The sequence below is a fragment of the Sandaracinobacter sp. genome (genome assembly GCF_041909755.1).
Taxonomy (GTDB): Bacteria; Pseudomonadota; Alphaproteobacteria; order Sphingomonadales; family Sphingomonadaceae; genus Sandaracinobacteroides.
This window is the reverse complement of record NZ_JAYRCW010000054.1, coordinates 1-18,541: the sequence shown is the minus strand read 5'-3', so window position 1 is coordinate 18,541 and position 18,541 is coordinate 1. Positions and strand designations below refer to the sequence as shown.

The window sequence follows — 18,541 nt, the reverse complement described above, 5'->3', positions numbered from 1 at the left end:
TTCCTTCAGCGCCTCGAACAATTGGCCTTCCAGTGCTGCGCCCTCGGCGGTCAACGTCAGCAGGCGTTGACGCCTGTCGTGCGTGCCGACGGCCTGGGCCACAAAACCGGCCGACACCAGATCCGCAAGGACGCGGGACAGCGACTGCTTGGTGATGGCCAGCAGGCGCAACAGATCCGACACGGCAAGGCCGGGCTGGCGCGAGATGAAATAGAGCGCGCGATGGTGGGCCCGGCCCAGCCCCTTGTCGGCCAGGATGGCGTCTGCCCCCCGGATCATGTTGGCATATCCGAAGTAGAGCAGTTCGATGCCGCGCCGGATCTCTGGCTCTCGCAGGAAGAGCGGGGAGGCGCGCGACGCGCCAAGGGTTGGGGAGGATGCGTCAGCCATGCTGCCCGTTTTTGCCGCGTCGGCTCGGCTGGGGCAAGCGCCTTGCCGGCAAAGGAGGGCGCGCCCATCCCGGCCGGGGTGAGCCATTCGTCGGCCAGTGCTGCATATTGGCACCCCTGTCCCAGCCGTCCGCCAGCGGGCCATGCGTTTTTATGTTGCACTGCACGATCGATGGCATTAATCATCGATAATCCTGATTTTGTTCGGGGAATTGTGCTTCGCTTGTCTATGGTTTAGAAGCACTGGTTAAATCGGGTCGTGAAACGGCCCTGCCCGCACGCCACGCCAGTCTGGTGAAAACCGGGGGCATGGCGGGTTGTTCAGAGGTGAATTTGGTGCAGTCTGAAGGCGAAATTCTGGTCAGGCGCAATCCGGCGATCGTCGGCTGGGCCGCAATCGCCATCCTCGCGGTTGTGCTGCTGATGTTCCTGCTGGAGCCGATTTTCCTCGGTCTTGGGCTTGCAGCGGACCAGGCCGTTCCGATGAAGGATTCCACCAGCCGAGCCGCCGACATGGCCGCTGCCCGCGAGGTTCAGGACCTGATCGCGGCAGGAAAGGTCGCATCGCGCCCATAGCCGCTGCCCGCCATGCGGCGGGGCGAGCGCAGCAATGGTTGACCGCGAAGGGCGAGATTCCTAAACGACCTCAAATCCGAGGAGTCTTCACTGGTGCGACCAAAGTTCCGTCTTCGTCCTCTGGTTGCGCTTCTTGTTCCCGTATCGGTTGCCGTGCCGCTGGGCGGTGCATTCGCGCAATCGCTCGATCCCCGGCTTCTGCAGAACCTGCAATCGCAACTCGGCGTTCCTGAATCGGTTCAGCAAGGCGTTTCCCAATCCCAGACGACACCTGCGCCGACCAGCGGAGAGGTTTCGCTGCCCGGTTCGCGGGTGGATACGCTGGAAGAGCAGGAAGTCCGGCGTGCAGAAGCGCGCCAGCAGTTGCGGGAAATCTATCAGCCCTCGCAGATCGAGCGGGATTACCGCCAGCGCCTTCAGGATCGGGACCTTCGCCAGTTCGGCTATGATTTCTTCCAGTCCGCGCCGCCACCGTCGGGCATGCGAACCGGCGCGATCGGCGACGATTATGTGCTGGGCATCGGTGACCAGGTGCAGGTGAGTTTCCGGGGCGCCACCAACCGCACGCAGACCGTGCGGGTGGATCGGGATGGCAAGCTGGTGGTTGGGGATCTGCGTCCGATTCCGGCGGCCGGACGCTCGCTGGGCAGCATCCGCAACGATCTGGCGGCCGAAACCCGCCGCACGCTTCTGGCGACCGATGTCTATGTTTCGGTTGGTGAAGTTCGCGCCATCAGTGTGTTCGTGGGCGGCGAGGTGGAGCGGCCGGGCCAGTTCAACCTGACATCGATGACGGATGTCGGCACGGCGCTGGCGCAGGCGGGCGGTATCCGGCGGTCCGGCTCGCTCAGGCATGTGCGCGTGGTGCGCGCAGGCGGCGGGACGGTGACGGTCGACCTGTATGGCCTGCTGGGGATCGGGGCCCCGCCGACAATCCGCCTGCAGGACGGCGACAAGGTGATTGTCCCCGTGATCGGGCCGACGATCGCCGTAACCGGTGCGGTCGCCCGCCCGGGGATCTACGAATTGCGCGGGGCGCCGACGGTTGGGTCCGCAGTGGCATTTGCGGGCGGCGCGATCCGTCAGCGGGGGGCCCAGGTTGTCATCAGCCGGATCGGGCCTGATGGAAGCGAAATGTTCATCCGCGCCCCCGGCGCAGGGGCGACAGTTCATGCCGGAGACGCCGTGCAGCTGTTCGGCGGCTCGCCGGGCGGGGCGACCGGGCGCGTCGAACTGGCGGGCAATGTCGACAATGCCGGCCCGCGGCCGCTGGTGGCGGCCGGCACCGTTGCCGAACTCGTCGGTTCCTCCAGCGATCTGCGCAGCGACACCTATCAACTGGGGGCGGTGCTGATCCGCCGCGACCCATCGAGCGGCGCCCGATTCTTCCAGATGGTCAATCTGGCGCGGGAACTGCGGGAGCCGGGCGCCACGCCGCTGCAGAGCGAGGACCGGCTGTTCCTGTTTTCGCGCCGCGATGTGGAGTTCATGAACAGTGTCGCGGTCCGGCAGGTCGTTCTGGGCCAGCCGAACCCGATTCCCCAGTGCCGCTCGCTCGAGCGGCTGGAAGCGCTGGTGAAAGACACCGAGGCGTCGCGGTTCAACGCCGTCACGCGGGCCGGGCTTGTCGTGGTGTCCAGCGAGGGCGCCAAGCTCGGGACCGTGGGCGCGGCCCTTGGCCAGACCAGCCGCAAGACCATCGACCAGGCGGTCGCCGGAGAACAGACCCGAAAGGCCGAGGAAGAGGCGACGCCCGAATGCCCGAAGGTGTTCGAGGACGAGCCCGAACTTCTGCCCGTGCTGCTGGAACATAGCGTCAGCATCGGCGGAGCCGTCAGGCGGCCGGGCGCCTATCCGGTGGGGAACTCCGCGTCGGCGCGGGACCTTTCGATGGTGGCGGACGGGATCGTCGTGGGCGCGACGGATATCGTTCTGGATATCAACCGGGGGTCAGGCGGGCCGACGGAGCGGGTGCAGGTTGAAGCCGGTGGCCCGATGATGGCCATGACGAGCCTGATGCCCGGCGATGACATCCGCTACAACGCCCGCCAGGGCGCATTTGAAGGATCCGGCATCCTGCTGTCCGGCGAAGTCTCGCGGCCGGGGCTCTATTCCATCCGCAAGGGCGAGAAGCTGTCCGAACTGCTGGCGCGGGCCGGTGGCCTGACCGATTATGGTTATGCCTATGGCACCGTGTTCACGCGGCGCAGCGTCAAGGAAGCGCAGGAAGAGGGCTTCAAGCGGACCGCGCGGGAGCTGAACAACAGCCTGCTGGCGATCGCCGCGCGGTCAAGCCAGTCCAGCGGAGACGGCCTTGCCGGCGCCGCTGCCCTGATCGAGACGCTGAGCACGGCGGAAGCCCCCGGCCGGATGGTCGTGGAGGCAGATCCCCGCGTGCTGGAGCTGCGCCCCGATCTGGATACCATCCTGGAGCCGGGCGACAGCATCTTCATTCCGAAGCGTCCGAACTATGTGCTCGCGCTCGGCGATGTGAACAATCCGGGCGCCCTGCAGTTCGTGGCGGGCAAGCCGGCGCAGGCCTATCTGCGGGAAGCGGGTGGCATGCAGCGCACGGCCGATGACGACCGGGCGTTCATGGTGCTTCCGAACGGCATGGCGCAGCCGATCAGCGCAAGCGGACGGGGCGGCGGAACCCCGCCGCCGGGCACGACCATCATCGTGCCGAAGAATATCGATCCCCTGTATCGCCTGTCGGTGTTCCGCGACGTGACGGCCATTATCGCGCAACTCGCGACATCTGTCGCCACGGTTGCCGTGCTGGCGAACAACTGATGGCGCTGATCCTTCTGTTTGCCCTTGGCGGAGCGCTGCTTGCGCTGCTGGTGTCGCATTGGGCGATGCCGATCGGCAAGGCGATGGGGCTGCTGGATTTCCCCGATCCCGAAGGCGGGCGAAAGCTGCACGCCCGGGTGACGCCGCTCGTCGGCGGTCTGGCGCTGACAGGCGCGGCGGCATTGGCTGTCGGCGGGATGCTGGCGATATCCGATGCGGTGCCGTCGTCGGTTCTGCTGTGGTTCCTGTTCACGGTGACCGGGCTGTTCCTGGTGGGCGCGATGGACGATCGGCTGGGCCTTTCGGCGCGGGTCCGCCTGCTGATCGCTTCGGCCTTCCTGCTGGCGGCTGTGGCGCAGGTGCCGGATTTCGCTGTCAGCTTCCTGCTGTTTTCCGGCCAGTCCAGCCTGATCCTGATGCCGGGCGTGATCGGGATCGGGTTCACGCTGCTGTGTTTCGTCGGCCTGCTGAATGCAGTGAACATGGCAGACGGCAAGAACGGTCTGGTGATCGGGCAGGCCTTGATCTGGTCCGCGATCCTGATGCTGCGGCTTCCCGCGCACATGGTGCCCCTGATGGCCGCGATTGCGGGCGCGCTGGGCGTGCTGTTCCACTACAACATGAAGGGCCGCCTGTTCCTTGGGGACAATGGCAGCTACGGCCTGTCCGCCATGTTCGGCCTGCTGGGCATCTATGCCTGGAACCATGGCTTCGCTGACGTCCGCGCGGATGACATCGCGCTGATCTTCGCGGTTCCGGTGTTTGATACGCTGCGCCTGATCATCTTCCGCCTGTGGCAGGGCAAGAGCCCGTTCACGCCCGGTCGCGATCACCTGCACCATTATCTGCATGCCCGCTGGGGCTGGCCGCGCCCGCTGGGTTGGGTTCTGACGCTGGTTGCCGTTCCGAACCTGCTGGCGATCGCCTTTCCGGGAACGGCCATGCTGTGGCTGATCGCCACGCTGGCCGGCTATTTCGCGCTGCTGTGGTTCGCGACGGCCGCGCCCCGCATCCGGGCGGCCTGAGGATGCAATTCGGGGCTTGAAGCCCCCGGATGTTCCAGCTATCAGCGCGCCTCCGGACGGATCGGCCCATTGGCCTCCCTCCTGAGACAGCCGGCATTGGGGTGTAGCCAAGCGGTAAGGCAGCGGTTTTTGGTACCGCCATTCCCAGGTTCGAATCCTGGCACCCCAGCCACCGGCCTTTCTCTTCCCGGATCGTTGAGACGCCGCTATAGCGGCGGGGATGAAGCGCCGCAGCGATGCCAGGGGCCAGAACTGGCCGACTTCGTTTGATGTCGCCTGCGCAGCGGGCGTTTCGCAGCCCACGGTTTCACGCGCGCTTCGCGATGATCCCTCGGTTTCACCCGAAACGCGCGAAAAGGTACATGCGGCCGCAAAGGCGCTGAATTACCGGATCGACAGCCGGGCCGCCCGCCTGCGTTCCGGATCGACCGGCACGCTGGCCGTCGCCATCCTCACCCAGCCGGGGCAGGCGCGGGCGCGCGTGAACCCCTTCTATTTCGCCCTGCTCGGCGCGATCGGTGCTGCCGCTTCCGATCGGGGCTTTCACCTGCTGCTGTCGTTTCAGGACAGTCCGGCAAATTTCCGCAGCGACTATGAACAGTCCCATGAGGCCGATGGCCTGATCGTCATCGGCAGCGCCTCGCATGCCGAGGGCTGGGCGCATTTCACCGATGCCCATGCCCAGGGCGCGCATGTGGTGGCATGGGGCGCGCCGGAAGACAGCCTGCCGACGATCCGGTGTGACAATCGGGAAGGGGGGCGGCTGGCTGTTTCGCACCTGTCAGGGCGTGGGCGGCGGCGGATTGCCTTCATCGGGCCGGGCTGGGATCAGCATGTCGCCTTCCGCCTCAGGCGCGAAGGCTGGCTGGATGCCGTTTCCGAGGCCGGGCTGGATCCGATCGAAGCCGACTTGGCCGTTTCGGGCAGCCGCGAAGAACAGGGCGAGGCAGCGATGCGCTCGCTTCTGGCGACCGATCCGGGGTTCGATGCGGTGTTTGCGGCGTCCGATCTGATTGCGCTGGGCGCGATGAAGGCGCTGCGCGAAGCGGGCCGGTCCATTCCGGTGGACACAGCCGTCATCGGGTTCGATGGCATCCCTTCGGCCAGCCACAGCACCCCGGCCCTTTCCAGCGTTGAGCAGGACAGCGAGGTGGCCGGCCGGCTGCTGGTGGATGCCGTGCTGGCGCGCATCGCCGGGCGTGAGCAGGCCGCCACGCCAATCCCGATGCGGCTGGTGGTGCGCGAAAGTTGCGGTCTGCGTTGACCGCCCGCACCGCGGAACGCAATGTCGGCCACGCATGACGACAGCCCCCACCTTTGCCGACATCCGCATCGCGGAAACCCGGATCGCCGCCCATGTGCACCGCACCCCGATCCTGACGAGCCGGGAAGTCGACACAGCCGCCGGTTGCCGCATCCTGTTCAAATGCGAGAATTTTCAGCGGACCGGCGCATTCAAGGCGCGGGGCGCGTTCAATGCCGTTCTTGCGCTTTCGCCGGAGGAAGCCGCGCGAGGAGTCGTCACGCACAGCAGCGGCAACCATGCCGCCGCGCTGGCGCTGGCCGCAAGGGAGCGGGGCATTCCCGCCCATGTCGTGATGCCCAGCACGGCCCCTACGCCCAAGAAGGCGGCGGTTGCAGCCTATGGCGGGCGCATCGTGGAATGCGAACCGACGCTGGCGGCCCGGCTCGCGGCGGCTGACGCCATCGTCTTGGAAACGGGTGCGGCCCTGATTCCGCCGTTCGATCATCGGCTGGTGGCGGCGGGGCAGGGCACGGCGGCGCTGGAACTGATCGCGGATGCGGGGGAGCCGCTGGGCGCCCTGACCTGTCCGGTCGGCGGCGGGGGGCTGCTCGCCGGCACGCTGGTCGCAGCGGCCGAACTGTTGCCATCTGTGCCGGTGATCGGCGCGGAGCCTGCGGCGGCCGATGATGCCGCGCGGGGTTTCCGCCAGGGCCTGATGCAGCCGCAGGTGCTGCCCGTCGCCACGATCGCCGATGGCCTGACGACGGCGATGAGCGACATGACGTTCGGCGTCATGCGCTCGCTCGCCCATGATGTCGTGACCGCTTCGGAGGCGGCCATCGTGGAGGCGATGCGGCTGATCTGGTCCCGCATGAAGATCATCGTGGAGCCGAGCAGCGCGGTGCCGCTTGCGGCGCTGCTGGAGGGGGCGTGGAAACCGGAAGGCGGCGCGGTCGGCATGATCCTGTCGGGTGGCAATGTCGATCTGGAGCGGCTTCCTTGGGGCCGGTGACAGATTTTCCGGCGGCGCTGCGCCTGCCGCGCACGCCGGCCCTTGTCGTGCGCCGCGCCGCGCTGGAAGCCAACCTGTCCGCCATGCAGGCGGCCTGCGATGCGGCGGGCGTGCGGCTTCGGCCGCATGGCAAGATGGCGAAGTGCAGCCGCCTGGCGTTGCGGCAGATCGAACTTGGCGCCGTTGGCCTGTGTTGTCAGACGGTGGGGGAGGCGGAGGCCTACGCCGCCGCCGGGGTCGGCGACCTGCTGCTCTCCGCGCCGGTGCCCCCCTGGGGCTGGCCGGTGCTGGCGGCGCTTGCCGGCAAGGGTGTGCGTGTCACGGCCGTGGTGGATAGTGTGCCGCAGGTGGCGCTTGCCCCGGAAGGCGTGGAGCTGATTGCGGATGTGGACGGCGGCCAGCATCGCAGCGGAACCAGCTTTGCAGGCGCGCCGGCGCTGGTGCGCGCCATCCTCGGCTCCGGCAGGCGCTGGGCGGGCATCCAATGCTATCTGGGCCATCTGCAGGCCGATCCGGATCGGGCAGCCGCCCATGCCGCGGCGATGGGGCACATCCGGTCGCTGATCGCCGAACTGGAAATGCAGGGGCTGAAGCCCGCCGTCATCACCGGCGGCGGCACCGGTACCGCTGCCCTCGACCTCGCGTCGGGCGTTTTCACCGAGCTTCAGGCCGGGTCCTATGCGCTGATGGATGCAGCCTATGCCATGGCGGGTGCAGCCTTCGAGCCGGCGCTGCTGCTGGCGGCGACCGTGGTTTCCGTGCAGCACAAGAGCCACATCACCATCGATTCCGGCCTGAAGGCGTTGTCGGCCGACGGGCCGCCGGCGCGGCTCGTTGCGGGCGCACCCGATGGCGCCCTGTTCCGCTTTCAGGGGGATGAGCATGGGGCGCTGGTTCACCCGCGGTTCGCCGCGCGGTTGAAGGCGGAAGGCTTCGGCGCTGTTTCCGCGCTGGATACGGATTCGGACATCGCCTGGCCGGACTGGCCGGCAGAGGGCGGGCTGGTCTGGCTTCAGCCCGGACACGTCGATCCGACCGTCAACCTGCACGACATGCTGTGGGTCGCGGATGAGGACGGCGGCCTAGAGCCCTGGCCCATCGATGCGCGAAGGACCACGCCATGGCCCGCCTGACCAGGCAGGAAGCGGCCTGGTCGCTGACCGAATCCGCCAACGAGCCCTATCTGAACCTTGTCCAGCGCTATGTGTTCGCGCCCTATTTCGCGGGGACGATCGCAGCGACACAGGCGGAAGGCGCCAGCATTTGGGGCTATGCCCTGGGGGCGGCGGGCCTTGCGATCGCCATTCTGGCCCCCGTGCTGGGCTCGATTGCGGATTCGGGGGCACGGCTGAAGCCCTGGCTGGCCGGCGCCGGCCTGGTGACATTCCTGGCCGCCCTTTCGCTGTGGTTTGCCGCCCCCGGCACACCGCTGCTGGCGGTTGCCATCCCGATTTTCATCGCGGGCGTTTCCGTCGAGCTGATGAACCAGTTCGGCAATGCCTTCCTGCCCGTGGCCGCCCGGCCGGAACGGATGGGCCTGTTGTCCGGGCTTGCGTTCGGGTTCAGCCAGCTGGCGGGTATCGCGGCGCTGCTGGTCGTGTTGACGTTGTCGGCCGCCCCGCCGGTGTTCCTTGCGGGGGTCGAGAATGGGATCGACCGGATGGCCGGGCCGATCGCGGCCGGCGCCGTGCTGCTGTTTCTTGGGCCATTCCTGCTGGTGGGCACCGATCGGCAGGGCGATGGCCGGGCCTCGGTCCGGCAGGGGCTTCAGGATCTGAAGTCCACGCTGCGGGAAGCCTGGGCAGACCGGAACATGCGCCTGTTCCTGATCGTGCGGATGGTTTCCGCCGATGGCATGGCGGTGATCTTCGCCTTCGGGGCGGTGCTGGGCGCGGCTTCCTTCGGCTGGAAGGCCGATACGCTCGCCCGTTTCGGGCTGGCGATCACCTGTTTCGGCGTGATCGGCGGCTTTTCCGGCGGCTTCATCGATGGCCGCATCGGGGCCCGGCGCTTGTCGCTGCTGGGGCTGATCTTCATGATCGCCGGCGCGGTTTCCGTGATCCTCACCGATGCAGGCCGGATGTTCGGGATCCCGACTGGCGTTCCACTGGGGGTTCCGCTCGCCTCGCCGCAGGAATGGGGGTTCATGGCATCCGGCGCGCTGATCGCGCTGGGGGCGGCCTTCACGCTGGCGGGCATGCGCACGATGATGGCGATGTTGGCGCCGCGCGACCGGATCGCAGCCTATTTCGGACTCTATTCGTTCGTCGGCAAGGCGACGGCCTTCGTGGGGCCGACACTTGTCGGCCTGATCGCCAGCCTGACAGGGTCCGTCAGGCCCGGAATCGCCGTTGCGGTCGCCTTCCTGCTGGTCAGTTTCGTCCTGCTGATCCGCGTGCGCTCCCCAATTCGCCAAGTGGCCTGAGCCTTCGCGCTGCGCAATGTGGCGGGCGAGGGAGATTGACCATGGACTTTGCGCTGCCTGAGGATCTGAAGGCCTATCTGGCCGAGCTGGACGCCTTCATCGATGCCGAAATCAAACCGCTGGAAAATGCGGACGACAATATCCGCTTCTTCGATCACCGCCGCGAATGGGCCCGCACCGATTTCGAAAATGGCGGCCTGCCGCGGCACGAATGGGAAGCCCTGCTGCGCAAGGCCGCGATCCTGGCGGACGAGGCCGGCCACTGGCGCTTTTCCGCACCGAAGAAATATGGCGGCAAGGATGGCTCCAACCTGTGGATGGCGGTGATCCGCGACCATTTCGCGCGCAAGGGCCTGGGCCTGCACAATGATCTGCAGAACGAACATTCGATCGTGGGGAATTTCCCCTTCGTCGCCATGTTCGAAACCTTCGGAACCCAGGCGCAGCAGGAGGAGTTCATCCTGGGCGGTTTCGCGCGCAAGCGCATCACCGCCTTCGGCCTGACAGAGCCCAACCACGGATCGGATGCGACCCACATGGAAACCCGCGCGGTGCGGGAAAGCCGCGACGGCGTGCCCGGCTGGCTGATCAACGGCGAGAAGATGTGGACGACGGGCATGCATGTGGCGACGCACGTGGCCACCTTCTGCCGCACGTCGGGCGCCGATGGCGCGGCGCGCGGCATCAGCTGCCTGCTGGTGCCCAGCGATACGCCCGGCGTGAAGGTCGAGGAATATCTGTGGACCTTCAACATGCCCACCGATCACCCGCGGGTCAGCTTCACGGATGTCTGGGTTCCGGAATCGGCGCTGCTGGGGCCGCCCGAAGGCGGGCTCGCGCTGGCGCAGAGCTTTGTCCACCAGAACCGGATTCGGCAGGCGGCCTCCTCGCTGGGCGCCGCGACCTTCTGCGTGGAGGAAAGCGTGCGCTATGCCCGCGAGCGCAAGCCGTTCGGTGAGGCATTGTCGAAGAATCAGGCCATCCAGTTCCCACTGGTCGAACTGGCGACCCAGTGCGAGATGCTGCGCCTGCTGATCTACAAGACCGCCTGGGAAATGGACAGGATGCCGCACGAGGCGATCGAGCAGCAGCTGTCGGACAAGATTTCCATGTGCAACTATTGGGCGAACCGGCTGGTGTGCGAGGCGGCCGACCGGGCGATGCAGGTGCATGGCGGCATCGGCTATTCCCGGCACAAGCCGTTCGAGCACATCTTCCGCCACCACCGCCGCTATCGCATCACGGAAGGGTCCGAGGAGATCCAGATGCGCAAGGTGGCCGCCTATCTGTTCGGCTATCTGGGGCCGCGCAAGGCGATGTTCCAGGCAGCGAAATAGGCAAGGGCCGGGGCGCGCGGGCGCGCGCCCCTCAGCCGCGCATCCCCGGCCTCAGGGTTTCGGCGGCTCCTGCGGCCTGAACAGGTCGCCGATGTCCTTCACGAAGCGGCGGACGGCGAAGAAGATGCCGATGGTTGCCGCCAGCAGCAGCAGGGCCAGCACCAGCGCAATCCACGGGTTCGCAAGCGCCACCAGCAGCGTCGTCGTCGTGGCCACATCTTCCGCCGAGGACATGACCACATTTGAAACCGGCTCCGGGCTGGCGTTCACGGCCGCGCGCGTGCTGGCCTTGGCGCCGTGCGTGAGCAAGGCAGAGCCGCCGCCCAGCAGCAGCACGACGATCTGCCAGACCGGCTGCGCGGGATCGACGATCGCCAGCGCCAGCAGCGCGCCGCCCAATGGACGGATGATGGTGTGAATCCCGTCCCATGCGCTGTCGACCCAGGCGATCTTGTCGGCCAGGAACTCTGCGACCGCACCCAGAAGCGCAACCGCAAGCACCCAAGGGTTGCCCAGAACCTTCAGGCCGGTGAGATGTTCGGGCAAGGGGATGATATCGAAATACATGGCGATGCCTGCCACGAGGACGGCTGCGTAAAGCCGCCAGCCCGCAAGCAGGCTGAAACTGGCGGCCATGGCGATCAGTTCGGTCGGTCCCATTGTCGGCTCCCCACCCCGGATGCCGGAATTTGCCTGCAGATCCGGTGGATTGGCAAGTGGGGCGATTGAGGACAGGCCGGCATGCGCCTATCTGGTGAGCGTGAACGCACCATCCGCCCCCCCGCCGCCCGCCCGCACCGACAGCCGCTCGATCGAAGCGCCGCCCTCGCGGAAGCTGACCAACCTGGGCCTGTTGTGGGGCTATGCCCGGCATTATCCGGCGCAGATCACGGCCGCCTTCGTGGCGCTGGTGGTGGCGGCAAGTGCAACGCTGGCGATCCCGCAGGGATTGAAGCTGGTGGTGGACAAGGGCTTCGGCGCCGGGGCTGGGGCGGAAATCGCGCCCTATTTCATGGGGATGCTGGCGATTGTGCTGGTGATGGGCCTGGCCACGGCGACGCGCTTCTATTTCGTGAGCTGGATGGGTGAACGTGTCGTGGCCGATCTGCGCCGCGATGTGCAGGCGCATCTGGTGCGGCTGGACCCCGCCTTCTTCGAGCTGAACCGGCCATCCGAAATCGCCTCCCGTCTGACGGCTGACACCAGCGTGATCGACCAGGTCGTGGCGACCTCGGTTTCGGTCGCGCTGCGCAACCTGTTCATGGGCGTCGGCGGCATACTCTATCTGTTCTGGCTGAGCCCCAAGCTGACCGCGCTGATGCTGGTGGTGATCCCCGTGGTGATCCTGCCCATCGTGATCATGGGGCGGAAGGTGCGGACGCTGTCGCAGAAGAGCCAGGATCGCGTCGCCGATGTGGGCACCATCGTGTCTGAGGTGTTGCGCGCCATCAAGGTGGTGCAGGCCTTCGGTGCGGAAGAGCGGGAAACACGCCGCTTCGCCGCCGCTGCCGAGGCGGCCTTCGCCACGGCAAAGCGGCGCATCACCTTGCGATCGGTCATGACGGCGATCGTGATCACGCTGGTGTTCGGGGCCATCACGCTTGTGCTGTGGGAAGGCGCACGCGACGTGATCGCCGGGCGGATGAGCGGCGGCACCATCACCGCTTTCGTGCTGGCGGCGGCCCTGGTTGCGGGCGCCTTCGGGGCGCTGACCGAGGTTTATGGTGATTTCCTGCGGGCGGCGGGCGCATCGGCGCGCCTGCGGGAGCTGCTGGCGGAACGACCGGCGATCACCCGGCCCGCCAATCCGGCCCTCATGCCGGAACCGCCGCAGGGGCGGCTGCTGTTCGACCGGGTGTCGTTCCGCTACCCCAGCCGGCCCGAGATGGCCGCCCTCAATCATTTCAGCCTGGATATCCGCCCCGGCGAACGGGTGGCGGTGGTGGGCCCCTCAGGCGCCGGGAAGACGACGCTGTTTCAGCTGGTGCAGCGCTTCTATGATCCGGCCGAAGGTCGGCTGCTGATGGATGGCATCGACCTGCGCCTTGCCGATCCCGCCGAGATTCGTGCGCGGATCGCGATCGTGCCGCAGGAAGCCGTGGTGTTCATGGGCTCCGCGCGGGAGAATATCCTCTATGGCCGGCCCGGCGCGAGCGAGGCGGATATCTGGGCCGCGGCCGAAGCCGCCAATGCCGCGACGTTCCTGCGCGCGCTTCCGAAGGGGCTGGACACCGAACTGGGGGAGGGTGGGGCCCAGCTGTCCGGCGGGCAGCGCCAGCGGATCGCGATCGCGCGCGCCCTGCTGAAGGACGCGCCGATCCTGTTGCTGGATGAAGCCACCAGCGCGCTCGACGCCGAAAGCGAGGCCGCCGTTCAGGAGGCGCTGGAGCATCTGATGGAAGGCCGCACCAGCCTGGTGATCGCGCACCGGCTGGCGACCGTGCGCGACGCCGATCGCATCGTGGTGATGGACCAGGGCGAGATCGTGGAGATCGGCCGGCACGAAGAGCTCGTCGCGGCCGAGGGCCTCTATGCGCGGCTCGCAAGCCTGCAGTTCGCCGGGCTGGACTTCAACCGGGAGTAGGGCAGGGGCGCTGATGACAGCCTGGCCCCTGCTCGGGGCAGTCCCCCGTGGCTTGCGCCGAGGGCCCCGGCATCGTCCCTTCATCGGAACGCACCCAAGCCCCATGTTGGATGGGAAGGATCGGAGCCGGTGGAGGTGAAGCGGTTTGCAAGAGACCGCTTCCCTTGTCCCGGGCGGCGGCCTGACGGAACGGTGGGTTCGCTCGTCGCTGACCGGGGTACGGGCAAATGCCCACAGGCAGAGGATGTGTGCCCCTTGGGGCAGGCAAAAAAAAGGCGGGGCCGAAACCCCGCCTTTCCATCTGGTCTGTCCGGCATCTGCGACTTCGGGAAGCCCGTCGTCGCGGTGACCGGGAAGCCTTCGCTTACGCGTAGGCCTCGTTGCCGACGAAGCCCATCTTCTGGATCCCGGCCTGTTGAGCCATCGCCATCACCTTGTTGACGACTTCATACCGGGCCAGCTGGTCCGGCTTCAGCCGCAGTTCGGGTTGCGATTCCGCCGGTTGAATCTGCCCGACTTGCGTCAGGTAGGTGTTCAGCTGCTCGAGCGTCACTTCCTGATCGTTCCAGTAGATCGTGTTCAGGAAGTCGATGTTCACCTGATTGAAGTCAGGCTTGATATCGTTCGGCAGGTTGGTCGGCGGCGGAAGGTCAAGCTTCGTCGCGTGGGTCTGGATCGGAATGGTGATGATGAACATGATGAGGAGAACGAGCATGACGTCGATCAACGGCGTCGTGTTCATTTCGCCCATCGGCTTGTCTTCGCCACCACCGGATCCCACTGACATTCCCATAATAGTTCTCCGGGTTCTTAGCGGGTTGGCACGGTGCCGGGGGGCGGGTTCGAGATGAAACCGATCTTCTGATAGCCGGCCCGTTGCATGGCGAAGATGGCTCCGCCGATGCAACGATATTCGGTGCTCGCATCGCCCCGGATATGGACTTCCGGAAGTTCGATCTTCGCACCGGCCGCCTTCTGCTTTTCGACCTCGTCCAGCAGATAGGTGGCGCCCTTTTCCCGAAGCTGTTCAGTCGAATCGAGCTTCGACATTCCCCAGAAGATGTCGCAGTTCGCATCCACCGACAGGGGAACATTCTCGGGCTTGGTGATGGTGACGATGTTTGCCACCTTGGGCAGTTCCACCGGAACCGTCTGGATAACGACGGGCACGGTGATCAGGAAGATGATGAGGAGAACCAGCATCACGTCCACGAGGGGCGTGGTGTTGATTTCCGACATCAGGGCGCCGTCTTCGTTGTCGCCCCCTACGCTCATTCCCATGGGTAATTCCCCTTGGCGGTGCGCGAGACGCGCTTACTTCTTGACGGGGGCGGCGGCAGGAGCAGCCGGCACCGGACGGGCCATGCGCGAACCCGACAGCAGGTAACCGTGCACGTCGGCGGCAAAGGTGTTCAGCTTTTCCATGATCGTCTTGTTGCGGCCGGCCAGGTAGTTGTAGCCGAGCACCGCAGGCACCGCGACCGCGAGACCGATGGCCGTCATGATCAGGGCTTCACCGACGGGGCCGGCGACCTTGTCGATGGCGGCCGAACCGGAGATCCCGATGTTGATCAGGGCGCGGTAGATGCCGATGACGGTGCCGAGCAGACCGATGAACGGCGCGGTGGCGCCGACCGAGGCGAGGAACGACAGGCCCGACTGCAGCTTGTTGGAAATGAGGCCGGCCGAACGGTTCAGCGACATCGTCACCCACTCGTGCTGGTCGATCTGGTCGGTCAGCTTGCCTTCATGGTGGTCGAAGGCGCGCAGGCCGTCGTCAGCCAGCTGACGGAACGCCGAGTTCTTGTCGAGCTTGGCGGTGCCTTCCTTCAGGCTGGTCGCGGACCAGACCTTCTTTTCCACGTCAGCGGCTTCGTTGAGCATCTTCTTCTGCTCGAACCACTTGGTGAACATGATGTACCACGAAACGACGGACATCAGCACCATGATGCCGAAGATGACCTGGGCGATGATGCCGCCCTGTTCGAGTGCGGCGACCAGGCCGTACGGGTTCTCGGTGGTAACAGCAGCCATGTTTAAGTCCCTCTAGCGTAAATTGGGTTGTTCGAAGATTCGAATGCGTCGCTGGTGTCCGGAGCCGCCTTAGCGGCCTTCCCGAAGCTGCCAGCGATAGTTGCGGTTGATCGACGCCTCCACGGGCTGACCATTTTCGGTGGCGGGCTTGAAGCGCCAGCGCCGTTCGGCGATCTGGCAGGCCCGCTCATCGAGGCGGGAGAACCCGCTCGACTTGGTGACCGAACAGGCCTTCACGCGGCCGTCGACGCCCACCGTCACCCGCACGCTCGTCACGCCTTCCTCGCCGGCCCGGCGCGAAGCATCCGGGTAGTCGTCTTCGGAAACCGTGAAGGTACGTGCGATCGCCTGAGGCGGCGTGCCGGGAACGGCAGCCGGCGCAGGCGCCGGCGCAGGCGCCGGCGGCGCCACGGTCGGCTGCGGTTGCGGAACCGCAGTCTGCGTGGTGATGGTCGGCGGCGGAGGCGCCGAGGTTTCGATCTGGACGTCCGGCGGCGGAACGTACGGCGGAATATCTTCGAGCTTCGGCGGCGGCGGCGGCGGTTCGTCCGGCGGCGGCGCCTGCTCTTCGATGTTCACCGTTTCCAGCGGCCCGGTGATGACCTTCACGGCCTTGATCGCCAGGCCGGAAATCAGGGCGTAGCCAAGCAGCACGTGGAGAATCGCGACCGCAATGATCGCGTACCACGTCCGCTTGCTGATGCCTTCCTGCTGCAGATACGACATAGGCTCAGTGCCACTCCCTCTCAGCTGCGCGGCCCCCTAAAGGGCTGCCTGCCCAGTTCAATCACGACCTCGGAAAGAAGTCGCAGTTCCTCTCCAGGGCAACTGTCCACAACCGTCCGGCGGAGACAACTGACCCTGTCAATCCCAGGTTCCGATCACGCCCCCCACAGGCGCCCGGGCCTTTCAGCTGCCACCGGTTCCCCAAAAACGGAAAACTGTGGACCAAAACGCCCGGAAAGATGGAACATCCGATTCGGACGCACCCCTTACCGGCTGACCTTCCGGGCGCGCAACCTGAATATGCCCGCGATTCGCCCGGCCCATGCTGCGGCTCTTTATGGCCGTGGTGCCCTTATGGTCCCCTGGGCAAGCATCAGGCCGGATCGCGGCAAACTGCGACCCGGATGCAGTTTTGATACCGCTCGCCTCTTTCAGCCGCAACCGCTTTTCGTGTAGCCGCGTTTTTCCATGCTTTTGCTGCGCCGAACCCTTGTTTCCGCATTTGCGGCCGTTCACCTGCTTGTTGCAGCCCCCGCGCAGCCGCAGGCCCCGGCCATTCCCCTGTCATGGACGGACTGGGCCGACCTCGCGCTGTTAAGCCCCGTGGTGATCCGCGCAACGGTGAACCGCGTGGACCGGCTTTCGAAAAAGGAGGCGCCCGACGTGCCTCCCGGCGACGTTCGCGCGCTGGTGCGTGCGGATCTGGCGGCTGCGCTGAAATCGCCCGGCGTGTTGCCGGCGGAAGCGGCCTGGCGCTGGCAGGGTCCTGCTGATGCGAAGGGGCGCGTGCCGTTCGGCAAGAAGGCCGATGTGCTTCTGTTCGCAGCCCCGCTTTCGGGCGGCGCGGATCCGTCCGTGCAGCCGCTCGCGCTGTCAGGCGTATCGGGGCAGCAGCCGTGGAGCGCGGAAGGCGAGGCCGTGGTGCGCGATGTGCTGCGGCAGGCGTTGAAGCCGGGGGCGGACGGCCTGATGGTGACCGGCCTGCGCGACGCGTTCCACGCCGAGGGAGAGATTGCGGGCACATCCGAAAGCCAGTTCTTCCTGCGCACCGAAGGCAGCGCGCCGCTCACGCTTGTCGTGACCCGCGCGCCGGGCGTGCCGGCGCAGGTCAGGGTGGCGACCGGGGAGCTGGTGGATCGTGCGCAGCCCGTTCAGCCGCGCACGTTGCTGTGGCGCGGGCTCGCCTGCGGGATGCCTGCCCGGCTGCCTGCGGCGTTCAGCGGCTCATCGGCGCTGGCGGCTGACTGGGCCCTGGCCCGCCGCGCCATCGGCGCCTGCGGGCGGACGCTGCCCTAATCCGAAGAAAGAAGAACGCCGACGGCGCGCGCGTCCGGATAGACATCGGGTTTCCGCAGGCTCACCGTGAGGCCGATCACGCCGGGCTTCCCCGCGATCATGTCGAAAATTTCCTGCGCCAGCGTTTCCTGCAGGTTGAAGCGCCGCCCGTCCATCAGCGCCCGGATGCCGGTGCGGATGAAATCATAGTTCCAGCTCGCCTCGCGGGTGTCGGCCTCCGGCCAGTGCGCCATATCCAGCCGGACATGAACGGTCGCCAGCAGCCGCTGCGGAATGCCCACTTCGAAATCATGGAAGCCGATGTCGGCACCCAGCTCCAGATCTTCCAGGAACACTTCGTGCGTGCGCGGGGTGAGGGCGGGGTGCCGCCCTTCGGACAGGGGAATCACGGTCATGGGGCGACCATATAGGCGACATCCCGGGGAAGCGCGAGGAAGCGCTGCCCGCCGTCGATCACCAGCGTCTGGCCGGTCACTGTCGGCGTTTCCACGAGATAGAGGAGCGCGCGGACCAGATCGGACACATCGACGCCGCGCCCCAGCGCATTCATGACATGTGCCTTTTCGAAATTGGCCCGGCTTTGCGGACCGGAAACCAGCGTGACGGAAGGCGCGATGGCGTTCACGCGGATTCGCGGCGCAAGCTGCCGGGCCATCAGGTCGGCGGCCCCGGCAAGCCCCATCTTGGAGATCGTGTAGCTGAAGAAATCGGGATTGGGGTTCGACAGTTTCGCGTCGGACAGGTTCACGATCAGGCCGTTGCGCCCGGCGGGCAGGGCGGCGGCAAACGCCTGCGACAACAGCACCGGGGCCAGCAGGTTCACCGCCATATGCTGGTGCCAAAGGCCCATGTCGATTCGGCCGAAGCTGTCTTCCACGAACAGCGAGGCGTTGTTCACCAGCAGGGCCGGCGCGGAAGGCAGGGCGGCAAAGATCCGGGCGGCGGCATCCGCTTCGGCCAGATCCGCCTGCACGAGGATGGGGGAGGCGTGGCCGGCAGCGGTCATCGCTTCCGCCGCAGCCTCGGCTTCGCGCGCGGACCGGTTGTAATGAAGGGCGATGCGGAAGCCGCGCGCGGCCAGTGCATCGGCAAGGGCAC

General features: G+C 66.6%; 18 protein-coding genes and 1 tRNA gene. 11 read left to right on the top strand and 8 right to left on the bottom strand.

Annotated elements, in window-relative coordinates:
• On the bottom strand, positions 1-390 hold a 390-nt coding region (locus tag ACE3O8_RS08685; RefSeq protein WP_374388826.1), incomplete at its 3' end, for a MarR family winged helix-turn-helix transcriptional regulator.
• 335 nt (positions 391-725) lie between these two features.
• Between ACE3O8_RS08685 and ACE3O8_RS08680 the strand changes: the two genes are divergently transcribed.
• The 9 genes from ACE3O8_RS08680 (at position 726) to ACE3O8_RS08640 (ending at position 10,803) form a co-directional block, all read left to right on the top strand.
• Positions 726-965, top strand: a complete 240-nt coding sequence (locus ACE3O8_RS08680) for a hypothetical protein (protein WP_374388824.1) — start codon at positions 726-728, stop codon at positions 963-965.
• A gap of 93 nt (positions 966-1,058) precedes the next feature.
• Complete coding sequence (locus ACE3O8_RS08675) at positions 1,059-3,758, top strand: SLBB domain-containing protein (RefSeq protein ID WP_374388822.1); 2,700 nt, start codon at positions 1,059-1,061, stop codon at positions 3,756-3,758.
• Entirely contained in the window at positions 3,758-4,783 is a 1,026-nt protein-coding gene (locus ACE3O8_RS08670; RefSeq protein WP_374388820.1) for a glycosyltransferase family 4 protein, read from the top strand. The genes ACE3O8_RS08675 and ACE3O8_RS08670 overlap by 1 nt, the downstream gene beginning before the upstream one ends.
• Positions 4,784-4,880: 97 nt before the next feature.
• A tRNA-Gln gene (locus tag ACE3O8_RS08665) sits at positions 4,881-4,955 on the top strand.
• A gap of 48 nt (positions 4,956-5,003) precedes the next feature.
• The gene (locus tag ACE3O8_RS08660) at positions 5,004-6,047 is read left to right on the top strand and encodes a LacI family DNA-binding transcriptional regulator (protein WP_374388818.1); all 1,044 of its coding nucleotides are present in this window, start codon (positions 5,004-5,006) and stop codon (positions 6,045-6,047) included.
• A 34-nt stretch (positions 6,048-6,081) separates the two neighbouring features.
• Entirely contained in the window at positions 6,082-7,041 is a 960-nt protein-coding gene (locus tag ACE3O8_RS08655; protein ID WP_374388816.1) for a pyridoxal-phosphate dependent enzyme, read from the top strand.
• On the top strand, positions 7,038-8,174 hold the full coding sequence (locus ACE3O8_RS08650) for an alanine racemase (RefSeq protein WP_374388814.1): 1,137 nt from the start codon (positions 7,038-7,040) through the stop codon (positions 8,172-8,174). Before ACE3O8_RS08655 ends, ACE3O8_RS08650 begins: the two co-directional genes overlap by 4 nt.
• Complete coding sequence (locus tag ACE3O8_RS08645; protein WP_374388812.1) at positions 8,162-9,466, top strand: MFS transporter; 1,305 nt, start codon at positions 8,162-8,164, stop codon at positions 9,464-9,466. Before ACE3O8_RS08650 ends, ACE3O8_RS08645 begins: the two co-directional genes overlap by 13 nt.
• 41 nt (positions 9,467-9,507) lie before the next feature.
• Entirely contained in the window at positions 9,508-10,803 is a 1,296-nt protein-coding gene (locus tag ACE3O8_RS08640) for an acyl-CoA dehydrogenase family protein (protein ID WP_374388811.1), read from the top strand.
• Between the two features lie 51 nt (positions 10,804-10,854).
• Here the strand turns inward: ACE3O8_RS08640 and ACE3O8_RS08635 are convergent, their stop codons facing one another.
• Positions 10,855-11,463: a DUF4126 domain-containing protein gene (locus ACE3O8_RS08635; RefSeq protein WP_374388809.1), complete on the bottom strand. Its 609-nt coding sequence runs from the start codon at positions 11,461-11,463 to the stop codon at positions 10,855-10,857.
• A 94-nt stretch (positions 11,464-11,557) separates the two neighbouring features.
• Between ACE3O8_RS08635 and ACE3O8_RS08630 the strand changes: the two genes are divergently transcribed.
• Positions 11,558-13,387 (top strand): ABC transporter transmembrane domain-containing protein, encoded by a 1,830-nt coding sequence (locus tag ACE3O8_RS08630; protein ID WP_374388807.1) that lies wholly within the window; start codon positions 11,558-11,560, stop codon positions 13,385-13,387.
• A gap of 364 nt (positions 13,388-13,751) precedes the next feature.
• Here the strand turns inward: ACE3O8_RS08630 and ACE3O8_RS08625 are convergent, their stop codons facing one another.
• The 4 genes from ACE3O8_RS08625 to ACE3O8_RS08610 form a co-directional block, all read right to left on the bottom strand.
• Positions 13,752-14,174, bottom strand: coding sequence for an ExbD/TolR family protein (locus tag ACE3O8_RS08625; RefSeq protein ID WP_374388828.1), 423 nt, complete (start codon positions 14,172-14,174; stop codon positions 13,752-13,754).
• Between the two features lie 23 nt (positions 14,175-14,197).
• Positions 14,198-14,668 (bottom strand): ExbD/TolR family protein, encoded by a 471-nt coding sequence (locus tag ACE3O8_RS08620; RefSeq protein WP_374388805.1) that lies wholly within the window; start codon positions 14,666-14,668, stop codon positions 14,198-14,200.
• Positions 14,669-14,701: 33 nt separating this feature from the next.
• Positions 14,702-15,421, bottom strand: coding sequence for a MotA/TolQ/ExbB proton channel family protein (locus tag ACE3O8_RS08615; protein WP_374388803.1), 720 nt, complete (start codon positions 15,419-15,421; stop codon positions 14,702-14,704).
• Positions 15,422-15,490: 69 nt separating this feature from the next.
• Complete coding sequence (locus ACE3O8_RS08610) at positions 15,491-16,147, bottom strand: energy transducer TonB (protein ID WP_374388801.1); 657 nt, start codon at positions 16,145-16,147, stop codon at positions 15,491-15,493.
• A gap of 468 nt (positions 16,148-16,615) precedes the next feature.
• On the opposite strand from ACE3O8_RS08610, the gene ACE3O8_RS08605 reads away from it, so the two are divergent.
• The gene (locus tag ACE3O8_RS08605; RefSeq protein WP_374388799.1) at positions 16,616-17,443 is read left to right on the top strand and encodes a hypothetical protein; all 828 of its coding nucleotides are present in this window, start codon (positions 16,616-16,618) and stop codon (positions 17,441-17,443) included.
• On the opposite strand, the gene ACE3O8_RS08600 is transcribed toward ACE3O8_RS08605, so the two are convergent.
• Both ACE3O8_RS08600 and ACE3O8_RS08595 read right to left on the bottom strand, forming a co-directional pair.
• Positions 17,440-17,838, bottom strand: a complete 399-nt coding sequence (locus ACE3O8_RS08600; RefSeq protein ID WP_374388797.1) for a dihydroneopterin aldolase — start codon at positions 17,836-17,838, stop codon at positions 17,440-17,442. The genes ACE3O8_RS08605 and ACE3O8_RS08600 overlap by 4 nt on opposite strands.
• Positions 17,835-18,541 (bottom strand): SDR family oxidoreductase (locus tag ACE3O8_RS08595; RefSeq protein ID WP_374388795.1); only part of this gene is annotated, 707 nt, incomplete at its 5' end. The genes ACE3O8_RS08595 and ACE3O8_RS08600, both read right to left, overlap by 4 nt.